17 protein-coding genes and 1 tRNA gene are annotated in these 16,915 nt (G+C 58.7%); 9 read left to right on the top strand and 9 right to left on the bottom strand.

Annotated features, from left to right (window positions below; translation table 11 throughout):
• Positions 1-30: 30 nt before the first annotated feature.
• The 3 genes from KW839_RS11910 to KW839_RS11900 form a co-directional block, all read right to left on the bottom strand.
• On the bottom strand, positions 31-456 hold the full coding sequence (locus tag KW839_RS11910) for a PaaI family thioesterase (protein ID WP_060540099.1): 426 nt from the start codon (positions 454-456) through the stop codon (positions 31-33).
• Between the two features lie 35 nt (positions 457-491).
• A complete protein-coding gene (locus KW839_RS11905; RefSeq protein ID WP_218424448.1) occupies positions 492-935 on the bottom strand; it encodes a hypothetical protein in 444 nt (147 codons plus the stop codon).
• Between the two features lie 237 nt (positions 936-1,172).
• On the bottom strand, positions 1,173-1,874 hold the full coding sequence (locus KW839_RS11900; protein ID WP_218424447.1) for a murein L,D-transpeptidase catalytic domain family protein: 702 nt from the start codon (positions 1,872-1,874) through the stop codon (positions 1,173-1,175).
• Between the two features lie 81 nt (positions 1,875-1,955).
• On the opposite strand from KW839_RS11900, the gene KW839_RS11895 reads away from it, so the two are divergent.
• From KW839_RS11895 to KW839_RS11885, 4 genes are all read left to right on the top strand, one after another.
• Positions 1,956-3,710, top strand: coding sequence for a murein L,D-transpeptidase (locus KW839_RS11895; RefSeq protein WP_218424446.1), 1,755 nt, complete (start codon positions 1,956-1,958; stop codon positions 3,708-3,710).
• A gap of 176 nt (positions 3,711-3,886) precedes the next feature.
• The gene (locus KW839_RS27655) at positions 3,887-4,009 is read left to right on the top strand and encodes a hypothetical protein (RefSeq protein ID WP_256352651.1); all 123 of its coding nucleotides are present in this window, start codon (positions 3,887-3,889) and stop codon (positions 4,007-4,009) included.
• Between the two features lie 136 nt (positions 4,010-4,145).
• Positions 4,146-4,940: an exodeoxyribonuclease III gene (locus tag KW839_RS11890; RefSeq protein ID WP_218424445.1), complete on the top strand. Its 795-nt coding sequence runs from the start codon at positions 4,146-4,148 to the stop codon at positions 4,938-4,940.
• Positions 4,941-5,052: 112 nt separating this feature from the next.
• Entirely contained in the window at positions 5,053-5,886 is an 834-nt protein-coding gene (locus KW839_RS11885; protein WP_218424444.1) for an arylamine N-acetyltransferase, read from the top strand.
• 53 nt (positions 5,887-5,939) lie between these two features.
• Here KW839_RS11885 and KW839_RS11880 read toward each other — a convergent pair whose 3' ends face one another.
• Together KW839_RS11880 and KW839_RS11875 are read right to left on the bottom strand one after the other, a co-directional pair.
• Entirely contained in the window at positions 5,940-6,245 is a 306-nt protein-coding gene (locus KW839_RS11880) for a BrnA antitoxin family protein (RefSeq protein ID WP_218424443.1), read from the bottom strand.
• A gap of 3 nt (positions 6,246-6,248) precedes the next feature.
• Positions 6,249-6,530, bottom strand: a complete 282-nt coding sequence (locus tag KW839_RS11875; protein ID WP_060540092.1) for a BrnT family toxin — start codon at positions 6,528-6,530, stop codon at positions 6,249-6,251.
• Positions 6,531-6,786: 256 nt separating this feature from the next.
• Between KW839_RS11875 and KW839_RS11870 the strand changes: the two genes are divergently transcribed.
• The 3 genes from KW839_RS11870 to KW839_RS11860 all read left to right on the top strand — a co-directional run bounded on the left by KW839_RS11870 (position 6,787) and on the right by KW839_RS11860 (position 10,474).
• Positions 6,787-8,304 carry a nucleobase:cation symporter-2 family protein gene (locus KW839_RS11870; protein WP_218424442.1) on the top strand — a complete coding sequence of 506 codons (1,518 nt, stop codon included), beginning with the start codon at positions 6,787-6,789 and terminating at the stop codon, positions 8,302-8,304.
• A gap of 252 nt (positions 8,305-8,556) precedes the next feature.
• On the top strand, positions 8,557-9,816 hold the full coding sequence (locus KW839_RS11865; protein ID WP_218424441.1) for a molybdopterin-dependent oxidoreductase: 1,260 nt from the start codon (positions 8,557-8,559) through the stop codon (positions 9,814-9,816).
• Between the two features lie 10 nt (positions 9,817-9,826).
• Positions 9,827-10,474: a c-type cytochrome gene (locus tag KW839_RS11860; RefSeq protein ID WP_218424440.1), complete on the top strand. Its 648-nt coding sequence runs from the start codon at positions 9,827-9,829 to the stop codon at positions 10,472-10,474.
• Positions 10,475-10,684: 210 nt separating this feature from the next.
• Here the strand turns inward: KW839_RS11860 and KW839_RS11855 are convergent.
• Positions 10,685-10,760: transfer RNA gene (locus KW839_RS11855), tRNA-Asn, on the bottom strand.
• 226 nt (positions 10,761-10,986) lie between these two features.
• Here KW839_RS11855 and KW839_RS11850 point away from each other — a divergent pair.
• Positions 10,987-11,217 (top strand): hypothetical protein, encoded by a 231-nt coding sequence (locus tag KW839_RS11850; protein ID WP_218424439.1) that lies wholly within the window; start codon positions 10,987-10,989, stop codon positions 11,215-11,217.
• On the opposite strand, the gene KW839_RS11845 is transcribed toward KW839_RS11850, so the two are convergent.
• A complete protein-coding gene (locus tag KW839_RS11845; RefSeq protein ID WP_060540087.1) occupies positions 11,214-11,423 on the bottom strand; it encodes a hypothetical protein in 210 nt (69 codons plus the stop codon). The two genes, KW839_RS11850 and KW839_RS11845, sit on opposite strands and share 4 nt — an antisense overlap.
• Before the next feature lie 304 nt (positions 11,424-11,727).
• Entirely contained in the window at positions 11,728-12,924 is a 1,197-nt protein-coding gene (locus tag KW839_RS11840) for an amino acid aminotransferase (RefSeq protein ID WP_218424438.1), read from the bottom strand.
• 335 nt (positions 12,925-13,259) lie between these two features.
• Between KW839_RS11840 and uvrB the strand changes: the two genes are divergently transcribed.
• Complete coding sequence (gene uvrB, locus KW839_RS11835) at positions 13,260-15,275, top strand: excinuclease ABC subunit UvrB (RefSeq protein WP_060540085.1); 2,016 nt, start codon at positions 13,260-13,262, stop codon at positions 15,273-15,275.
• 133 nt (positions 15,276-15,408) lie between these two features.
• On the opposite strand, the gene KW839_RS11830 is transcribed toward uvrB, so the two are convergent.
• Positions 15,409-16,899, bottom strand: coding sequence for an MDR family MFS transporter (locus KW839_RS11830; protein ID WP_177336946.1), 1,491 nt, complete (start codon positions 16,897-16,899; stop codon positions 15,409-15,411).
• Positions 16,900-16,915 lie beyond the last annotated feature (16 nt).

Raw genomic sequence — 16,915 nt, 5'->3', positions numbered from 1 at the left:
TTTCTTTTGATGCACAAAAAGCCATGTGCGCTATTTCAGGTTCTGAATCTTGAAAATGGCGGTCGCTCGTGCAAGCACCTCATTGGCGCCATTGCTGAGTTGGCCTGTCGTGAAGCACAGGTCTTTTGTCGCATGATCCACTCGCCCCCAACCGAAAATGCGTCCCGGTAATGCCGGGCGGAAAAATTGGGTCTTTGCTTCAATCGTCACAGCCACCTGATTGGTGGACAAGTCGGCGTAGACCGCTGGCCCCATAGAGTCATCCAGCATTGCCTTGAGCATGCCACCGGAAATGTTGCCCATCAGGTTAGTCAACTCGATGCCGGCCTGGAATTCGATGTAGGCTTTGCGTTCCTGTTTATCGTAGGAAATGAATGTCCAGCCCAGCAGATTTGAGGCATTGGGTAGTGGAAGTTCACCATTGGCGACTTTCCAGAAGACGGAATCGGGGTTCATGTTGATTTACCTCCCTGTGTGCGGGGTTATGCGTACTAAAGGGACAACAGTGCAAAGGTGAAGCCCAATAGCATCAGAAGCACAACCAGGGAACCGCTGCGAATCGGAGTAGGGGCCCGGGTTTTTCTTCGTACATCAATAGCAACGGCTATCGGTGGAATGGCCGCGACCAGGCAGAACAGCTGAAACACGAATAGCTGTTCAAGTTCCAGTCGTTCAAGTTGGCCGTTATGGGAAAACATCAAGTACAGCAGTAGAAAACCGGCAATGGTCAAGGCCAGCCATGCCCATCCAGTGACTTTGATCAATGCCAGAAGCAGTAACTGCATGCGCGGCTCTACCTCACTCCAGGGGCGGGCCACGGCGACACTGTGGTAGGGCATGAAATCGGAACGCCGCAGGTAAGCGAGTGAAAAGGCGGCGACAATCAGAAAAGCCACGGCATAGCTTGCGAGTGCAAGCCAAGAGAAGATGTTCATCTCCAGGATTCCATTCTGTATGGCAGGGCACTGCGTGGCTTGAACCGTCCTGGCCAAGGTTAATGAATATCAACAAAGCAGGCAGCACGCATACCGTTCAGTCTTTGAAAAGACTGTCGGGTATGCGTGGGATTTAAACTAGTTGTTTAAGTTGGCGGCTGTCTACTGTCAGAACTAACAGAGTGGCTATCCATACAGCGCTGTAATGGCTTGAGCCGGTTTGCCAGAATGGGTGCCTTACTGGCGCGAAGTGGACTTTTCTCTTGAGGCTACTGTATCGCTGCCACAGTTGATGTATGAAGAAGACTTCAACCAGCGTTGATCCGGGTAATAGGAAAACAGCAACTGTCCGTCTTTCATCGAGTCGATCAGCTTGTGCGCGATCGCGGGGCGCACTGCCGGGCAGCCCAGGCTTCTGCCGATTCTGCCGTTGGCGCGGGCCAGCACCGGGCTGACATAGGGGGCGCCATGTATGACGATGGCACGGTCGAAGGCGTTATCGTTGAAGCCTGGCTCCAGGCCTTCCATGCGCAGCGAGTAGCCGTTCTGCCCGCGATAGCTTTGTTGTGTGCGGAACAGGCCGAGGCTGGTGGCGAAACTTTCATTCTGGTTGGAGAACTGGGTCGCCATGTTTTCGCCGCTGTTGCGACCATGGGCAACCAGTTCGTGAAACAGTAACTTGCGCTTTTTAAGATCGAACACCCACAGGCGTTGTTCGGTCGACGGCATGGAATAATCGATGACTGCCAGTCTTTGTGCCGGGGCCGCACCTTGAGCGCGACTGCATTGGGTTGCACGAACGGCAAGGGCGATCACTCGGGAATTGGCGCCTGGGGCTGCTTTGGCTAGAGCAGCTTCCAGTGAATCGGCGTAGGCTGACGGTACTGACAGCCACGTCAGTATCAGGGCAAATAAAAGGCCAGAGCGGATTAGCGCCATAGTCGGGTCTCATCATGATAATTTCGAGTCTAGCAGCGAGCGCAATGCTAGCCGTTTAAAACGGGGGATTAAGGATTATCCATGGTGCAATTAACAAGGTTATTCGTCATAAGCCGCATATTTTTTATGGGCTTTCTGATCAGCGGTACAGCGTTTGGGCAAGATTCGCCGATTGAGCCGGTATCTGCAGCGAACAGCCCAATCTACGCCGCAGCGCCCGATGATGCGGTCGGCCAAGCGATTCAGGCGACGCTGGAGCCGCTGCGCTCGGCATTTCCTCCGGTGCTCACGTCCCGGCGTCATCAGCGCCTGGATGTCAGTCGCGTGGTGCTGGATTTTTACATGCACCGCAATTATCGCGCAGCCTGGACAGACGATGGTGACGTGGCGCAATTACTGCGAAGTCTTGATGACACCCGCATCGATGGCCTGAGCCCGGCGGACTTTCGCGTGACCGAGTTGGCCCAGGCCCACGAGTCACTGGTGGCTGCAATGCCATCGACGGCGCAGCGAGCAATGTTCGATATGGCGGCGACCCGGACGTTCATCACCGCGTTGCTGCAACTGCGCCGGGGCAAAGTCGATCCGTCGCGTCTGGACATTCACTGGAACTACGACCCTGCCGGTATTGATCCGCGCGAGGACATGAACAACCTGTTCGCCGCCCTCGATGCCCATGACGTGGCGCGGGCGTTCGCGGATGCGTCGCCGCAACAGGCGATCTACAAAAATTTGCGCGATGGCCTGGCGCAACTGCGCAAGGTTCGTGACGCTGGTGGTTGGCCGAAGGTCAGTGAAGGGCAGTCGCTCAAGCCTGGTATGGACGGGGTGGCGGTCGCGCAACTGCGCGCGCGCCTGGTGGCGGGCGGCTACCTGGCCCCGAACCAGGTGAAAAAAGCCGGCTACGACGACAAGGTCATCGCGGCGGTGAAGAGGTATCAGACCGAACAATACCTGGGGGCCGATGGCGTGGCCGGCGCGACGACATTGGCGGCGCTGAACGTGCCTGTCGAGGCGCGGATCGATCAGGTGCGGGTCAATATGGAGCGCGCTCGCTGGTTGCTATACAAGCTCCAGGGCACCTTCGTCATCGTTGATATCGCCGGCTACAAGGTCGCGATGTACCGGGATGGACTGCCAATCTGGCGTTCGCGGGTGCAGGTAGGCAAACCGGTGCGCAGCACGCCGGTATTCCAGGCCGAGATCACTTACATCACCTTCAACCCGACCTGGACCGTGCCGCCGACGATCCTCAAGCAGGACGTGATACCCAAGATCCAGAATGATCCGGGCTACCTGGCCGCCAACCGGATTCGCGTCATTGACCGCGAAGGCAATGTGCTCAATCCGTCGAGCGTCGACTGGAGCAATCCCCGGGGCATCAGCCTGCGCCAGGACGCCGGTCCCGACAGTTCGCTGGGTCAGGTGGTGATCCGCTTCCCTAATGATTATGCGATTTACTTGCACGACACACCCCATCGCGAATTGTTTTCCAAAACAGTCCGGGCAACCAGTTCGGGCTGCATCCGGGTCGAAAACCCGTTGCAATTGGTGGAGCTGTTGTTCAACGATCCGGTGCGCTGGAACAGTGAAGGCATTCAAAAGCAATTGGCCAACGGCCGGACGGAGAACATTCGACTGCCGGTGAAAGTGCCGGTGCTGTTGGCCTATTGGACAGTGGATTTGAGCAACGAGGGGCGAGTGACATTCAAACCGGATATCTACGACTACGATGCCCGCGTGCTCAAAGGGTTGAATGTGCCTGTGAAGTTGCCCCCGCTGGATCTGCGTCAGGCGCAAGCCGCCATGGCGGTGACGGGGCAGAACCCGCAGTAAGGTCAATCGGTGCGGAGGTGATTGCGGCGATCGAGGAGGGGCGACCACCCGGCAAGCGGTCGCCAATTATCCCGGATAACCCCATAAACTGCGCCCACCGAATTTGTGGGTTTGGGTCGTTGCCCGGGCCTTGTCCTCACAGGAAAAATGCCTTTGTGCCGACCGGGCGCGACAGCATGGATTTGTTCATCGAACGGGCGGATGCGGCTCTGTATCAGGCCAAGCACTTGGGGCGAAACCGTGCGGCAAACTTGTTGATGGACGGTGGCGTCGAGACGCTGATGCGTTCCGATCGTTGAAAGCTTCGAGCACCGCGTGTTTCATCGGTGTACAGCGTGTGTCGCCAGTCGTCCGTCGTCCCGGGGGCACCAACGCAACCACCCAAAGGCGCAGGTGTCACACCAGAAGACATTCGGCCCTCTGGAGCGCCCGCCCATGAAGAATCTGCGAATCGCGACGTTCAACGTCAACGGCATGCGCGCCCGATTGCCAAACCTGTTGGCCTGGCTTGAACACGAGAAACCGGACATCGCCTGTCTGCAGGGGCTCAAGTCGGTCGACAGTGCATTTCCCGCCACCGAACTTGAAGCTGCCGGCTACGGCGCCATCTGGCACGGTCAAGCGTCGTGGAATGGTGTGGCAATTCTGGCGCGGGATGCGCAACCGCTGGAGAGTCGCCGCGGTCTGCCGGGCGGTGCCGACGATACCCACAGCCGCTATCTGGAGGCTGCCGTGCACGGCATCCTGGTGGGCTGCCTGTACTTGCCCAACGGTAATCCGCAACCGGGGCCGAAGTTCGATTACAAGCTGGCGTGGTTCGAGCGCCTGATCAGTTATGCGCAAACCCTTCAGGGCAGCGAGCATCCGGTGGTGCTAGCCGGTGACTACAACGTGGTGCCAACCGACCTCGACATCTACAACCCGCGCTCCTGGCTCAAGGATGCGTTACTGCAACCGCAGAGTCGCGCGTGTTATCAGCGTATGCTGGACCAGGGCTGGACCGATTCCCTGCGTCATCTGTACCCCGAGGACCGGCTGTACACGTTCTGGGATTATTTCCGCCAGCACTGGCAGAAAAATTCCGGCTTGCGCATCGATCATCTGCTGCTCAATCCGGCCTTGAGTCCGTATCTGCAAGATGCCGGCGTGGATGCCTGGGTGCGCAACGAACCCCACGCGAGCGATCATGCGCCGACCTGGATTCAACTGGCTTCACGCAAGCGGCGTTGAAGTTTGCGGGCGGGCGATTGGCTAAATCAATTGTCGGCAATGCCGGCTCATCCTTTATACATAGCGCCCATTGGCGCAGTGATCCGCAGCTGCCGTGCAAAAGGATTGAGCAATGAGCGAGCCACGCCTGACAAACACCGCTTTGTATCTGCAACGTCTGGGCTTCGATGCCCCGCCGGCACCGACCCTGGAAAACCTGAGCCGTCTGCAACTGCGCCACACCGGCGCGTTCCCCTTTGAAAACCTCACCACACTGTCCGGCGAACCGGTACTGATCGACCTGCCGGCCATCGAGCAAAAGGTCCTGCACGACGGCCGCGGTGGTTATTGCTATGAACTCAACAAGCTGTTTTTGGCCTTGCTACAGGAGCTGGGTTTCGACGCCCATGCCATCAGCGGCCGGGTGGTCATGGGCCAGCCGGAAGGGGCGTGGACAGCTCGCACCCATCGCCTGAGTCTGGTCACCATCGATGATGTGCGCTACATCACCGACGTCGGTTTCGGTGGCATGGTGCCTACCGCTCCATTGTTGCTGGATTCTCGTGGCGAACAACTGACCCCGCACGAGCCCTATCGCATTGAACAGCACGTCGACGGCTATACCCTGCGCGCCAATGTCGACGGCGAGTGGCGAGCGATGTACATCTTCGACCTGCAACGCCAGGAAGACATCGATTTCACGGTCGGCAACTGGTACGTCTCGACGCACCCGGGGTCATCATTCGCCCAACGGCTGATGGTGGCGCGCACAGGGGAGGGGTGGCGGCGCACGCTCAATAACGGCAGCTTCGCGATTCATCGTATCGGCGAGGACAGTGAGCGCCGGCAGGTGGCGGATGTATCGGAGTTAATTGAGCTGCTGGAGCGCGAATTCGGCATTCGCGTGCCGGAGCATGCGCAGTTGAAGTGCACGCTAGAGCGGTTGATCGACTTAACAGACGGTTAATAGTGCGTGCGCCACCCCTCATCGGCTTTTCAGCACGCTAAGGGTTCTGCCAATCAAGGGCGAACTTCTGGCTCCATCACCCGCTGAATTTCGCGCAAGGCCTCGGACAGTTTCTGCTCCAGGCCCTTCAATTCTGCCGTGGTGATGCTTTTTCTCAGCTGCCCGGCCTTGCCGTCACCGAGCAGCGCCCGGCGCAGCGTGTGGTTTATAACAGTCTGATAGCCATGGCCCTCGCTTTCCGCGAGCGCCCGGGCCGCCTCAATAACGACGTCATCGAGCATGATGGTAATTCGGGTCTTGCCTTTGCTTGAGGCCACTGGCCCGCGCTTTGCATTGTTGAAATCGTATTGGTCTTTCATCGGTCATGCCTCCAGATACTGACGGCGCTCGCTTTTGGTGGCGATGCGCGCGGAAATAATTCGAACGAAATTCGGATCCCTGTAGGTGTACGCGACAACCAGCAACCGACCTTTTGCATCCAGTCCCATGGTGATCCACCGCTGTTCTTCGTGGTGATTGTCTTGAACCGTCAGGGCGCGTTCGTCATGGAACACTGGTTCGGTTTCGGCGAGGCTGATGCCCTGATGCTTAAGTTTGTTGGCCGCGTTCTTTGCCTTGTGATACTGAATTTCGAATGGCTTCATTATGCATACTTTATATGTATAAGAAAGGGGGGCGACGCAACCGATGGTCGCCAGGAACTGAAAAGACTAGTGGGCATGGACGAACGAGCGCGCGGGGATATATTTCAAGGTTTTTGGAAGGGGCCTAAGCCGTTGCAAAGGAGCGAAATGGCCGATCATCCATTTCGTGACTGGTAAGTTGTATACAACTCTATAGACATTTGTCCTATGTCTTGCATACAGTGTGCGCATAACAAAAACCAGGGAACCCCCTACCATGAAAACGCCCCATGTTTCACACCAACGGCCCGAAGACGAAAATCTTGGGATCGGCGCGAATATGGCTTACGGCCTGCAACATGTTCTGACCATGTACGGTGGCATCGTTGCGGTGCCGTTGATCATTGGTCAGGCTGCCGGGCTGTCGCCGGCGGACATCGGCTTGTTGATTGCTGCTTCACTGTTTGCAGGGGGGTTGGCGACGCTGTTGCAAACCCTTGGTTTACCGTTTTTTGGCTGTCAATTGCCGCTGGTACAGGGCGTTTCCTTCTCTGGCGTCGCGACCATGGTGGCGATTGTCAGCAGTGGCGGGGAGGGCGGATTTCAGTCGATTCTGGGGGCGGTGATTGCGGCGTCCCTGATCGGGTTGCTGATCACGCCGGTATTCTCGCGTATCACCAAGTTCTTTCCGCCCCTGGTCACCGGTATCGTCATCACCACCATCGGCTTGACGCTGATGCCGGTGGCGGCACGCTGGGCCATGGGCGGCAACAGTCATTCCCCGGAATTCGGCAGCGTGGCGAACATCGGCCTGGCAGCAGTCACCCTGGTGCTGGTGCTGTTTCTCAGCAAAATCGGCAGTGCGACTGTCTCGCGTCTGTCGATCCTGCTGGCCATGGTCATCGGTACGATCATTGCGGTGTTCCTGGGCATGGCCGATTTCTCGTCGGTCAGCGAAGGTCCGATGTTTGGCTTTCCGACACCGTTCCACTTCGGCATGCCGACCTTCCACTTTGCGGCGATCCTGTCGATGTGCATCGTGGTAATGGTGACGCTGGTGGAAACGTCCGCAGACATCCTGGCGGTTGGTGAGATCATCGACACCAAGGTCGACTCCAAACGCCTGGGTAATGGCCTGCGCGCCGACATGCTGTCGAGCATGATCGCGCCGATTTTCGGCTCCTTCACCCAGAGCGCCTTTGCCCAGAACGTCGGACTGGTGGCGGTCACCGGCATCAAAAGTCGTTATGTGGTAGCCACTGGCGGTCTGTTCCTGGTGATCCTCGGCCTGCTGCCCTTCATGGGTCGGGTCATTGCCGCCGTGCCGACGTCGGTGCTGGGTGGTGCTGGCATCGTGCTGTTTGGTACCGTGGCGGCCAGTGGCATTCGTACGCTGTCCAAGGTCGACTACCGCAACAACGTCAACCTGATCATCGTTGCGACTTCTATCGGTTTTGGCATGATCCCGATCGCCGCGCCGAGCTTCTATGACCACTTCCCAAGCTGGTTCTCGACGATTTTCCATTCCGGCATCAGCTCGTCGGCGATCATGGCCATTGTGCTGAACCTGACCTTCAACCACCTCACCGCCGGCAATTCGGATCAGCAGTCGGTGTTCGCGGCAGGTACCGAGCGGGTTCTGCGTTATCAGGACCTGGCGGCGTTGCGTGAAGGTGATTACTTCAGCGACGGCAAACTGCATGACTGCGACGGCAAGGAGATTCCGGTGGTGGAACTGGAGCATGGATCTGTGGAGCCTCGTTCGTTACATGCAAAAAGTAGCGAGCATGTCTGAAAAGAGGTTGCGGCCAGGTTTCTAGCGAGTTGAAAAGGCGTCCTTCGGGGCGCCTTTTTTGTTGCCAGTCGCTGTCATCAAATGTGAACTCATTGACGCCATATGAAAAGCGCTCTCCCGGTGCGTGGCGATACTGGTTTGCTCGTCGAAGGCGAGCCTTGAAACGAACCTGTTTCGCCAGTTGGCCGATGTCTCCGTGCCTTGCGGAAGGGCTTTGTTGCATCTCAGTAAAAAAATTATAGAGAGCGCAGAATGAAGTTCAGTTTTATAGATGACAGCAAACGCAGCCGCCGGCGTGTGCTGCGTGATGCCTTTACCCTGGCTTTGGCGGCCTCGCCATTGGCAAGCCTTGCCAAAGCCGCCGACACACCCCGCACTGCTGATGACACCGCCGAAGACGTGACCTTCGCGGCGGGCCCGCGGCCGCTGGTGCAATACCCGCAAAAACGTCCTTTGACGCTGGTGACCACGCGTCCGCCCCACCTTGAGACGCCATTCGCTGTTTTCAACGAAGGGCCAATCACGCCCAATGATGCGTTTTTCGTGCGTTATCACCTTGCCGATTTCCCCACCAGCATTGATCCGGACAGCTACCGTCTGACAATCAAGGGCTCGGTCGACACGCCGCTGTCGCTTTCCCTTGCAGAGCTCAAGGCCCTCGCCGAGCCGGTGGAAGTCGTGGCCGTCAATCAGTGTTCAGGCAACAGCCGGGGTTTCTCGATGCCGCGGGTATTCGGCGCTCAGTTGGGTAATGGCTCAATGGGCAATGCCCGCTGGGTGGGCGTGCCGCTCAAGGCAGTCCTGGAAAAGGCCGGCGTGAAAGCCGACGCCAGACAAGTGACCTTCCGTGGCCTCGACAAGCCAGTGCTGCCCAGCACGCCTGAGTTCATCAAAGCGCTGGACATCAGCCATGCCATGGACGGTGAGCCGATGATCGCCTGGTCCATGAACGGAACTGATCTGCCATTCCTCAACGGTTACCCGATCCGTCTGGTGGTACCCGGTTATTTCGGTACTTACTGGGTCAAGCACTTGAGTGAGATCGAAGTCGTCGACCATACCTTCGACGGTTTCTTCATGGCTAAAGGTTACCGCCTTCCAGACAACGAGTGTTTCTGCATCGCCCCCGGTACTACGGCGGCGCAAACCCGGCCGATTTCCAAATTGCCGGTGCGCAGTTTCATCACCAGCGTTAAACATGGCGACGTGTTGCCGCTAAAAAAAAGCGTGCTGCTCAAGGGCATTGCGTTCGATGGTGGTGCTGGCGTCAACAAGGTGGAGGTTTCGATCGACGGGGGCAAAAGCTGGCGCGAAGCCACGCTGGGGCAGGACCTTGGCCGTTTCTCCTTCCGCGAGTGGACATTACCGGTCACCTTCACCAGCAAGGGCGCCACACAGCTGATGGTGCGAGCCGCTAACAGTGCGGGCGAGATGCAACCTGTGAAAGCTGACTGGAACCCCAGTGGCTACCGTCGCCATGTCGTAGAAACCAGCCACGTGACCGTTGCCTGAGGGGGCCAGCATGAAAAGCATGAAACCCATGATGACCTTGCTGTGCGCGGCGCAGTTTTGTCTGGCTACCATGGCGAGCGCAGCGCCATTGTCGATCACCTTGCCGCCGGAAACCGCAGCGTTCAAGCCCAGCGCACTGCCTGGTTATCAATTGGCGCAGCAAAAATGTTCCATCTGCCATTCTGCCGATTACATCGCCTTCCAGCCTCCCGGCTTGAGCCTGGCGCAGTGGACGGCAGAGGCTGGCAAGATGCAGCACGTGTATGGCGCTCCGATCAGCGATCAGGACGTGAGCATGATTGGCGCCTACCTCGCGGTGACCTACGGTAGTGCCAAGGCGAGCGATGCCGAGGTGCAGGCGGCTTCGAACCCGGTGGCGGCCCAGCCCCCGGCGGTGCCTGCCGCGAAAGCCGATCCCATGGCCCTGCTGCAGAACAATGCCTGTTTGTCCTGTCATGCGATCGATCACAAGGTTGTAGGCCCGGCCTATCACGATGTGGCGGCCAGGTATGTCAATGATCCGCAGGCGTTGACCAAGGTTACGTCGAGCATTCAGCACGGGGGGAGCGGCAAATGGGGGGACATCCCGATGCCGCCTTTTGCACAGCTGAGCGCGGAGGATCTGCAAACCCTGACAACATTCATTCTCAGCCGGTAAGCCGTCCGGGCATGGCCTGCGGGCCGAGTCGGGGAGTGCGGTAGCGTTGTGACATGGAGGGGAGCTGCGTTTCAGCGGGCTCCCTTTTATTGAATCGACCTTCACTTGGAAGGCCGTTGAATTGGCAGGAGCCAGGCGGTACGCCTGAAACGAAAAAACCCGCCAGAAGGCGGGTTTTTTTATTTCAGAGAATCATCTCTGAACTGTGTCTGGCTCCACGACCTGGACTCGAACCAGGGACCCAGTGATTAACAGTCACTTGCTCTACCAACTGAGCTATCGCGGAATGGCGCCTATGTTACTGATTCAAAAAGAGAAGTCAAGCATCGGATAGCAAATTGACGGATTCGTCGGGACGGACGGTGGATTTGCAGCGATGGCGGTTACCAGAATCGGCTCAGGGGTCTACCATGACCGCCCGGAAGTGGTGACACGCGCTGCCGGCCATTCGCCGAAAAGGTACGCGCCATGAATCAATCCGTTCTCACGCCTCAACACAACGAGGTGTGCTTATGAGCATCGCTCAGATCAGCCTGCCCAAAGGCGTCGGCCCTCACGCCGAGAAATTGTTCGACGCAATCACCCAGGCCGGCTCGGCTGAGGAATTGAATCGCGCCGGTGGCAAGGCCGAAGGTTTTGTCCTGGGGCTGGAAAGCACCAAGGCGATCAAGAGTCAGATCGCCGAATCGCTCTATGTCGCCTATGACGATGCCGCCAGTCAGCGTGCCACCGAGTTGGCCTAACCGCCGAAGGTGAGGGTGCCGACCATCAGTTTGGCATACAGCATCGTAGCGCCCAGTTGCACCAGCCACAGGGCCAGGCCGCCGAGGAACACCCCGGTGGCTACTTGCATCACCAGGTTGTTGCCGCGCCTGGCCGGGGTGCGAGGGACGAAATGGTCCAGATCATCCAGGTCATCGCGGTCAGCGCGCAGGTCATCGTTTTTCATGTGGGTTCTCGTGAAATATCTCGGTGTATAAAAATCTGTGGGAGAGAGCCCTGTGGCGAGGGGACTTGCCTGTGGAGAGGGGGCTTGCCCCCGTTGGGCTGCGAAGCAGCCCCCCAAATATCTGTTAGCACCAAAGATATTGTGAGTGCTGCGCACTCAAACGGGGCCAAGCCCCCTCGCCACAGGGTTCTCTGACACATTCGATAGGTGCAGTTTAGAGTTCTCGGGCTCGCCATTGAGAATTATCTGAGCCAAATAAAAACGGGAAGCACCTTCGCTTCCCGTTTTTCGTTTCAGGGCGAAATCAGATCACCTGAACAATCGCATCCGTCACAACTTTGATGTTGCTCTGGTTCAGCGCGGCCACGCAGATGCGGCCGGTGTCCAGGGCGTAGATGCCGAACTCACTGCGCAGCCGGGTCACTTGCTCAACCGTCAGGCCGGAGTAGGAGAACATGCCGCGCTGGCGACCCACGAAGCTGAAGTCGCGCTGCGGAGCATTTTGCGCCAGCAGATCGACCATCTGCGTGCGCATGCCGCGAATGCGCAGGCGCATTTCGGCCAGTTCGGCTTCCCACTGGGCGCGCAGTTCCGGGCTGTTCAACACAGCGGCGACGATGCTTGCGCCGTGGGTCGGCGGGTTGGAGTAGTTGGTGCGGATCACGCGCTTGACTTGCGACAGCACGCGCGCGCTTTCTTCTTTCGATTCGCTGACGATCGACAGGGCGCCAACGCGCTCGCCGTACAACGAGAACGACTTGGAGAACGAGCTGGAAACGAAGAAGGTCAGGCCCGATTCAGCGAACAGGCGTACAGCGGCGGCGTCTTCGTCGATGCCATCGCCAAAGCCCTGGTAGGCCATGTCGAGGAACGGCACGTGACCTTTGGCTTTAACCACGTCCAGCACGTTGTTCCAGTCCGCCGGGCTCAAGTCCACGCCGGTCGGGTTGTGGCAGCAAGCGTGCAGCACAACGATCGAGCCGTTTGGCAATGCGTTCAGGTCTTCCAGCAGGCCGGCACGGTTCACGTCGTGGGTCGCGGCGTCGTAGTAGCGGTAGTTCTGCACCGGGAAGCCGGCGGTTTCGAACAGTGCGCGGTGGTTTTCCCAGCTTGGGTCGCTGATTGCCACGACGGCGTTCGGCAGCAGCTGCTTGAGGAAGTCGGCACCGATTTTCAGCGCGCCAGTGCCACCAACGGCTTGGGTGGTGATCACACGGCCTGCTGCGATCAGCGGCGAATCATTGCCGAACAGCAGTTTTTGCACGGCCTGGTCATAGGCGGCAATACCGTCGATGGGCAGGTAGCCGCGGGAAGCGTGTTGAGCGACGCGAATCGTTTCGGCTTCGACAACGGCGCGCAGGAGTGGAATTTTCCCCTCCTCGTTGCAATAAACACCGACTCCCAGATTGACCTTGTTGGTACGGGTATCGGCGTTGAATGCTTCGTTGAGGCCCAGGATTGGATCGCGTGGTGCCATTTCGACAGCGGAGAACAGGCTCATTATTGCGGCGGCTCTGAATGGAGAGTGGAGGGACGTGTCGCGCTCCAGCCGAATGCACTAGAGCGGTGCACAAACGGGGAGCTAGTATAGAGGCCATCAGTGTTCAATGGCGACAGGCGAATCAGGTTTTCCGGTATGTTTTTTCCATTATTTTTCGACCGCCAGTCGCTTGGTCGAGGCCAAGGCTTCACGGGATGTAAGACGTTTGCCTTGAAAGCGCCGGCAATCGGCTCCACATTGAGCATAATCCAGTTTTTTCCTCGGGCGACAGCGGTCGTTTGCGGTCTTTCTCGTTCGTGTCGGCGTCACCGGCAAGAGTGATCCAGAGGTACTTCATGTCTGAATTCCAGCTTGTCACCCGTTTCGAGCCCGCCGGCGATCAACCGGAGGCCATCCGCCTGATGGTCGAGGGTATCGATGCCGGGCTGTCGCACCAGACGCTGCTTGGGGTGACCGGGTCGGGCAAGACCTTCAGTATCGCCAACGTGATCGCCCAGGTGCAGCGCCCGACCCTGGTGCTGGCGCCGAACAAGACCCTGGCGGCGCAGCTGTACGGTGAGTTCAAGGCGTTCTTCCCGAACAATGCGGTGGAATACTTCGTCTCCTACTACGACTACTACCAGCCCGAAGCCTATGTGCCGTCCTCGGACACCTTCATCGAGAAGGACGCCTCGATCAACGATCACATCGAGCAGATGCGGTTGTCGGCGACCAAGGCGCTGCTGGAGCGCAAGGACGCGATCATCGTCACCACGGTGTCGTGCATCTACGGCCTGGGCAGCCCGGAAACCTATCTGAAGATGGTGCTGCACGTGGATCGCGGCGACAAACTCGATCAGCGTGAATTGCTGCGCCGTCTCGCCGACCTGCAATACACCCGCAATGACATGGATTTCGCCCGTGCGACTTTCCGCGTGCGTGGCGATGTGATTGATATCCACCCGGCGGAATCGGATTTCGAAGCGATCCGCATCGAACTGTTCGACGATGAAGTGGAGAGCCTGTCGGCGTTCGATCCGCTGACCGGCGAAGTCATCCGCAAATTACCGCGCTTTACCTTCTACCCGAAAAGCCACTACGTGACGCCCCGGGAAACCCTGATGGGCGCCGTAGAGGGGATCAAGGTCGAGTTGCAGGAGCGCCTGGAATACTTGCGTTCCAACAACAAACTGGTGGAGGCGCAACGCCTGGAGCAGCGCACCCGTTTCGACCTGGAGATGATCCTCGAGCTGGGTTACTGCAACGGCATCGAAAACTACTCGCGCTACCTGTCCGGCCGCGAAGCCGGTGCGCCGCCGCCGACGCTCTTCGACTATTTGCCGGCGGACGCCTTGCTGGTGATCGACGAGTCCCACGTCAGCGTGCCGCAGGTCGGCGCGATGTACAAAGGCGACCGCTCCCGTAAAGAAACGCTGGTGGAATATGGCTTCCGCTTGCCGTCGGCGCTGGACAACCGGCCGATGCGGTTCGACGAGTGGGAAAGCATCAGTCCGCAGACGATTTTTGTCTCGGCGACGCCGGGCAACTACGAAGCCGAACACGCCGGGCGCGTCATTGACATGGTGGTGCGTCCGACCGGGCTGGTGGACCCGCAAATCGAAATCCGCCCGGCACTGACCCAGGTCGACGACTTGCTGTCGGAAATCACCAAGCGCGTCGCCCTGGAAGAGCGAGTACTGGTCACTACGCTGACCAAGCGCATGGCCGAGGACTTGACCGACTACCTGGCCGACCACGGCGTGCGGGTGCGCTACCTGCACTCGGATATCGACACTGTGGAACGTGTAGAAATCATCCGCGATTTGCGCCTCGGTACCTTCGATGTGCTGGTGGGGATCAACCTGCTGCGTGAAGGCCTGGACATGCCGGAAGTGTCTCTGGTGGCGATCCTCGATGCCGACAAGGAAGGCTTCCTGCGTTCCGAGCGTTCGTTGATCCAGACCATCGGCCGGGCGGCCCGCAACCTCAACGGCCGGGCGATTCTGTATGCGGACCGCATCACCGGTTCCATGGAGCGCGCGATCGGCGAAACCGAGCGCCGTCGCGACAAGCAGATAGCGTTCAACCTGGCCAACGGCATCACGCCCAAAGGTGTATTCAAGGACGTGGCCGACATCATGGAAGGCGCCACCGTGCCGGGTTCGCGCAGCAAGAAGCGCAAAGGCATGGCCAAGGCCGCCGAGGAAAACGCCCGTTACGAAGCCGAACTGCGTTCACCGGGCGAGATCGCCAAGCGCATCAAGGCGCTGGAAGAGAAGATGTACCAACTGGCACGCGACCTGGAATTCGAAGCGGCGGCGCAGATGCGCGACGAGATTGCCAAGTTGCGTGAGCGGCTGATTGCCGTTTGATTGGTAGCGTCTGAACTGGCCTCATCGCGAGCAGGCTCGCTCCCACAGTTGATTGGGTCGTCTCGACGGACGCGGTCCAATGTGGGAGCGAGCCTGCTCGCGATGGGATCAGTAGTCTCAGTGCAGCAGTTGGTCAGTGCGCCTCACCAACCTTGATACCGACCGGCAACTTCCTGGTCAACAACACCGCCAGCATGCTGATCCCCAGCGCTATCCCGAGAAAATGAAACGCATCGTTGTAGGCCATGATCGCTGCCTGCTGGTGGGCGATTTCGCTGAGCTTGCCCAGCGCCGCCGTTTCACTGCCCAACCGGTCCGCCAACGACGCTATCCGCTCGGCCACCTGCGGATTGCTCGGCACGATGGACTCGCGCAAATAGTCAAAGTAGGTCTTGGTGCGCGCATCCAGCAACGTGGCGAGGAGGGCGATGCCGATGGCGCCGCCAAGATTGCGCAGAATGTTGAACAGACTCGATGCCGAACCCGCATCCTGAGGCAGGATGTACGCCGTGGCGATCAACGAGATGGTGACCATGATCAGCGGCTGGCCGAGTGCGCGCAGGAGCTGGATCTGATTGAACTGTGGCCCGGCGAAGTCCGGGTTCAGCACCCCGGAGTAGAAGCTCGCCATGCCGAACAGCCCGAAACCCAGGGTGCAAAGCCATTTCGGTGAAATGATCTTCATCAGCTTGGGCACCAGCGGAATCAGAAACAGCTGCGGCACACCCATCCACATGATCACTTCGCCGATCTGCAGGGCGTTGTAGTTCTGGATCTGCGCCAGATACAGCGGCAGCAGATAGATCGAGCCGTACAAACCGACCCCCATGCCGATACTGGAGATGCTCGATAAACCGAAGTTGCGATTGCCGAGGATGCCGAGGTTGATCAGCGGGTTGGGTCTGGAAAACTGCACGATCACAAAGGTAATCAGGCTGATCAGCGCAATGCTGCCCAGCGCCACGATCAGATTCGATTCCAGCCAGTCCTTGCGGTGGCCTTCTTCCAGGAACACCTGCAGGCAGCCGAGCCCGACGCCGAGGGTGACGATGCCGGCGTAATCGGTGCTTTTGAGCAGTTCCCAGTGGGCTTCTTTCTTCTCCAGGCCATACATCAGGCCGGCGATCATGATCAGTCCGGGCGGAATGTTGATGTAGAAGATGTATTCCCAGCCCCAGTTTTCCGTCAGCCAGCCGCCGAGCGTCGGGCCGATGGAAGGGGCGAAGGTCGCAGTCATGGCGAACATCGCCATGCCCTTGGCCCGGTGGTGTTCCGGCAGTTTGATCAGGGTCAGGGTGAAGGCCAGCGGGATCAGCGCGCCGCCGGTAAAACCCTGCAAGGCGCGGAACACGATCATGCTCTCCAGGCTCCAGGCCATGGAACACAGCAGCGAGGCGACCAGAAACCCGAGGGAAACCCATACCGCCAGGCGGCGGGCCGACAGCAGCTGGACCAGCCAGGCGGTGAGCGGGATCATGATGATTTCCGCCACCAGGTACGAGGTGGAAATCCACGAGCCTTCTTCCAGGGTGGCCGACAGTGCGCCCTGGATATCCTTGAGCGATGAGTTGGTGATCTGGATGTCCAGCACCGCCATGAAGGCGCCGAGCATCACGCTCATCACCGCGATCCAGTCCCGC

This window comes from Pseudomonas sp. PDM31, assembly GCF_019218965.1.
Lineage (GTDB): Bacteria > Pseudomonadota > Gammaproteobacteria > Pseudomonadales > Pseudomonadaceae > Aquipseudomonas.
This window is presented reverse-complemented; position numbering and strand designations above follow the sequence as displayed.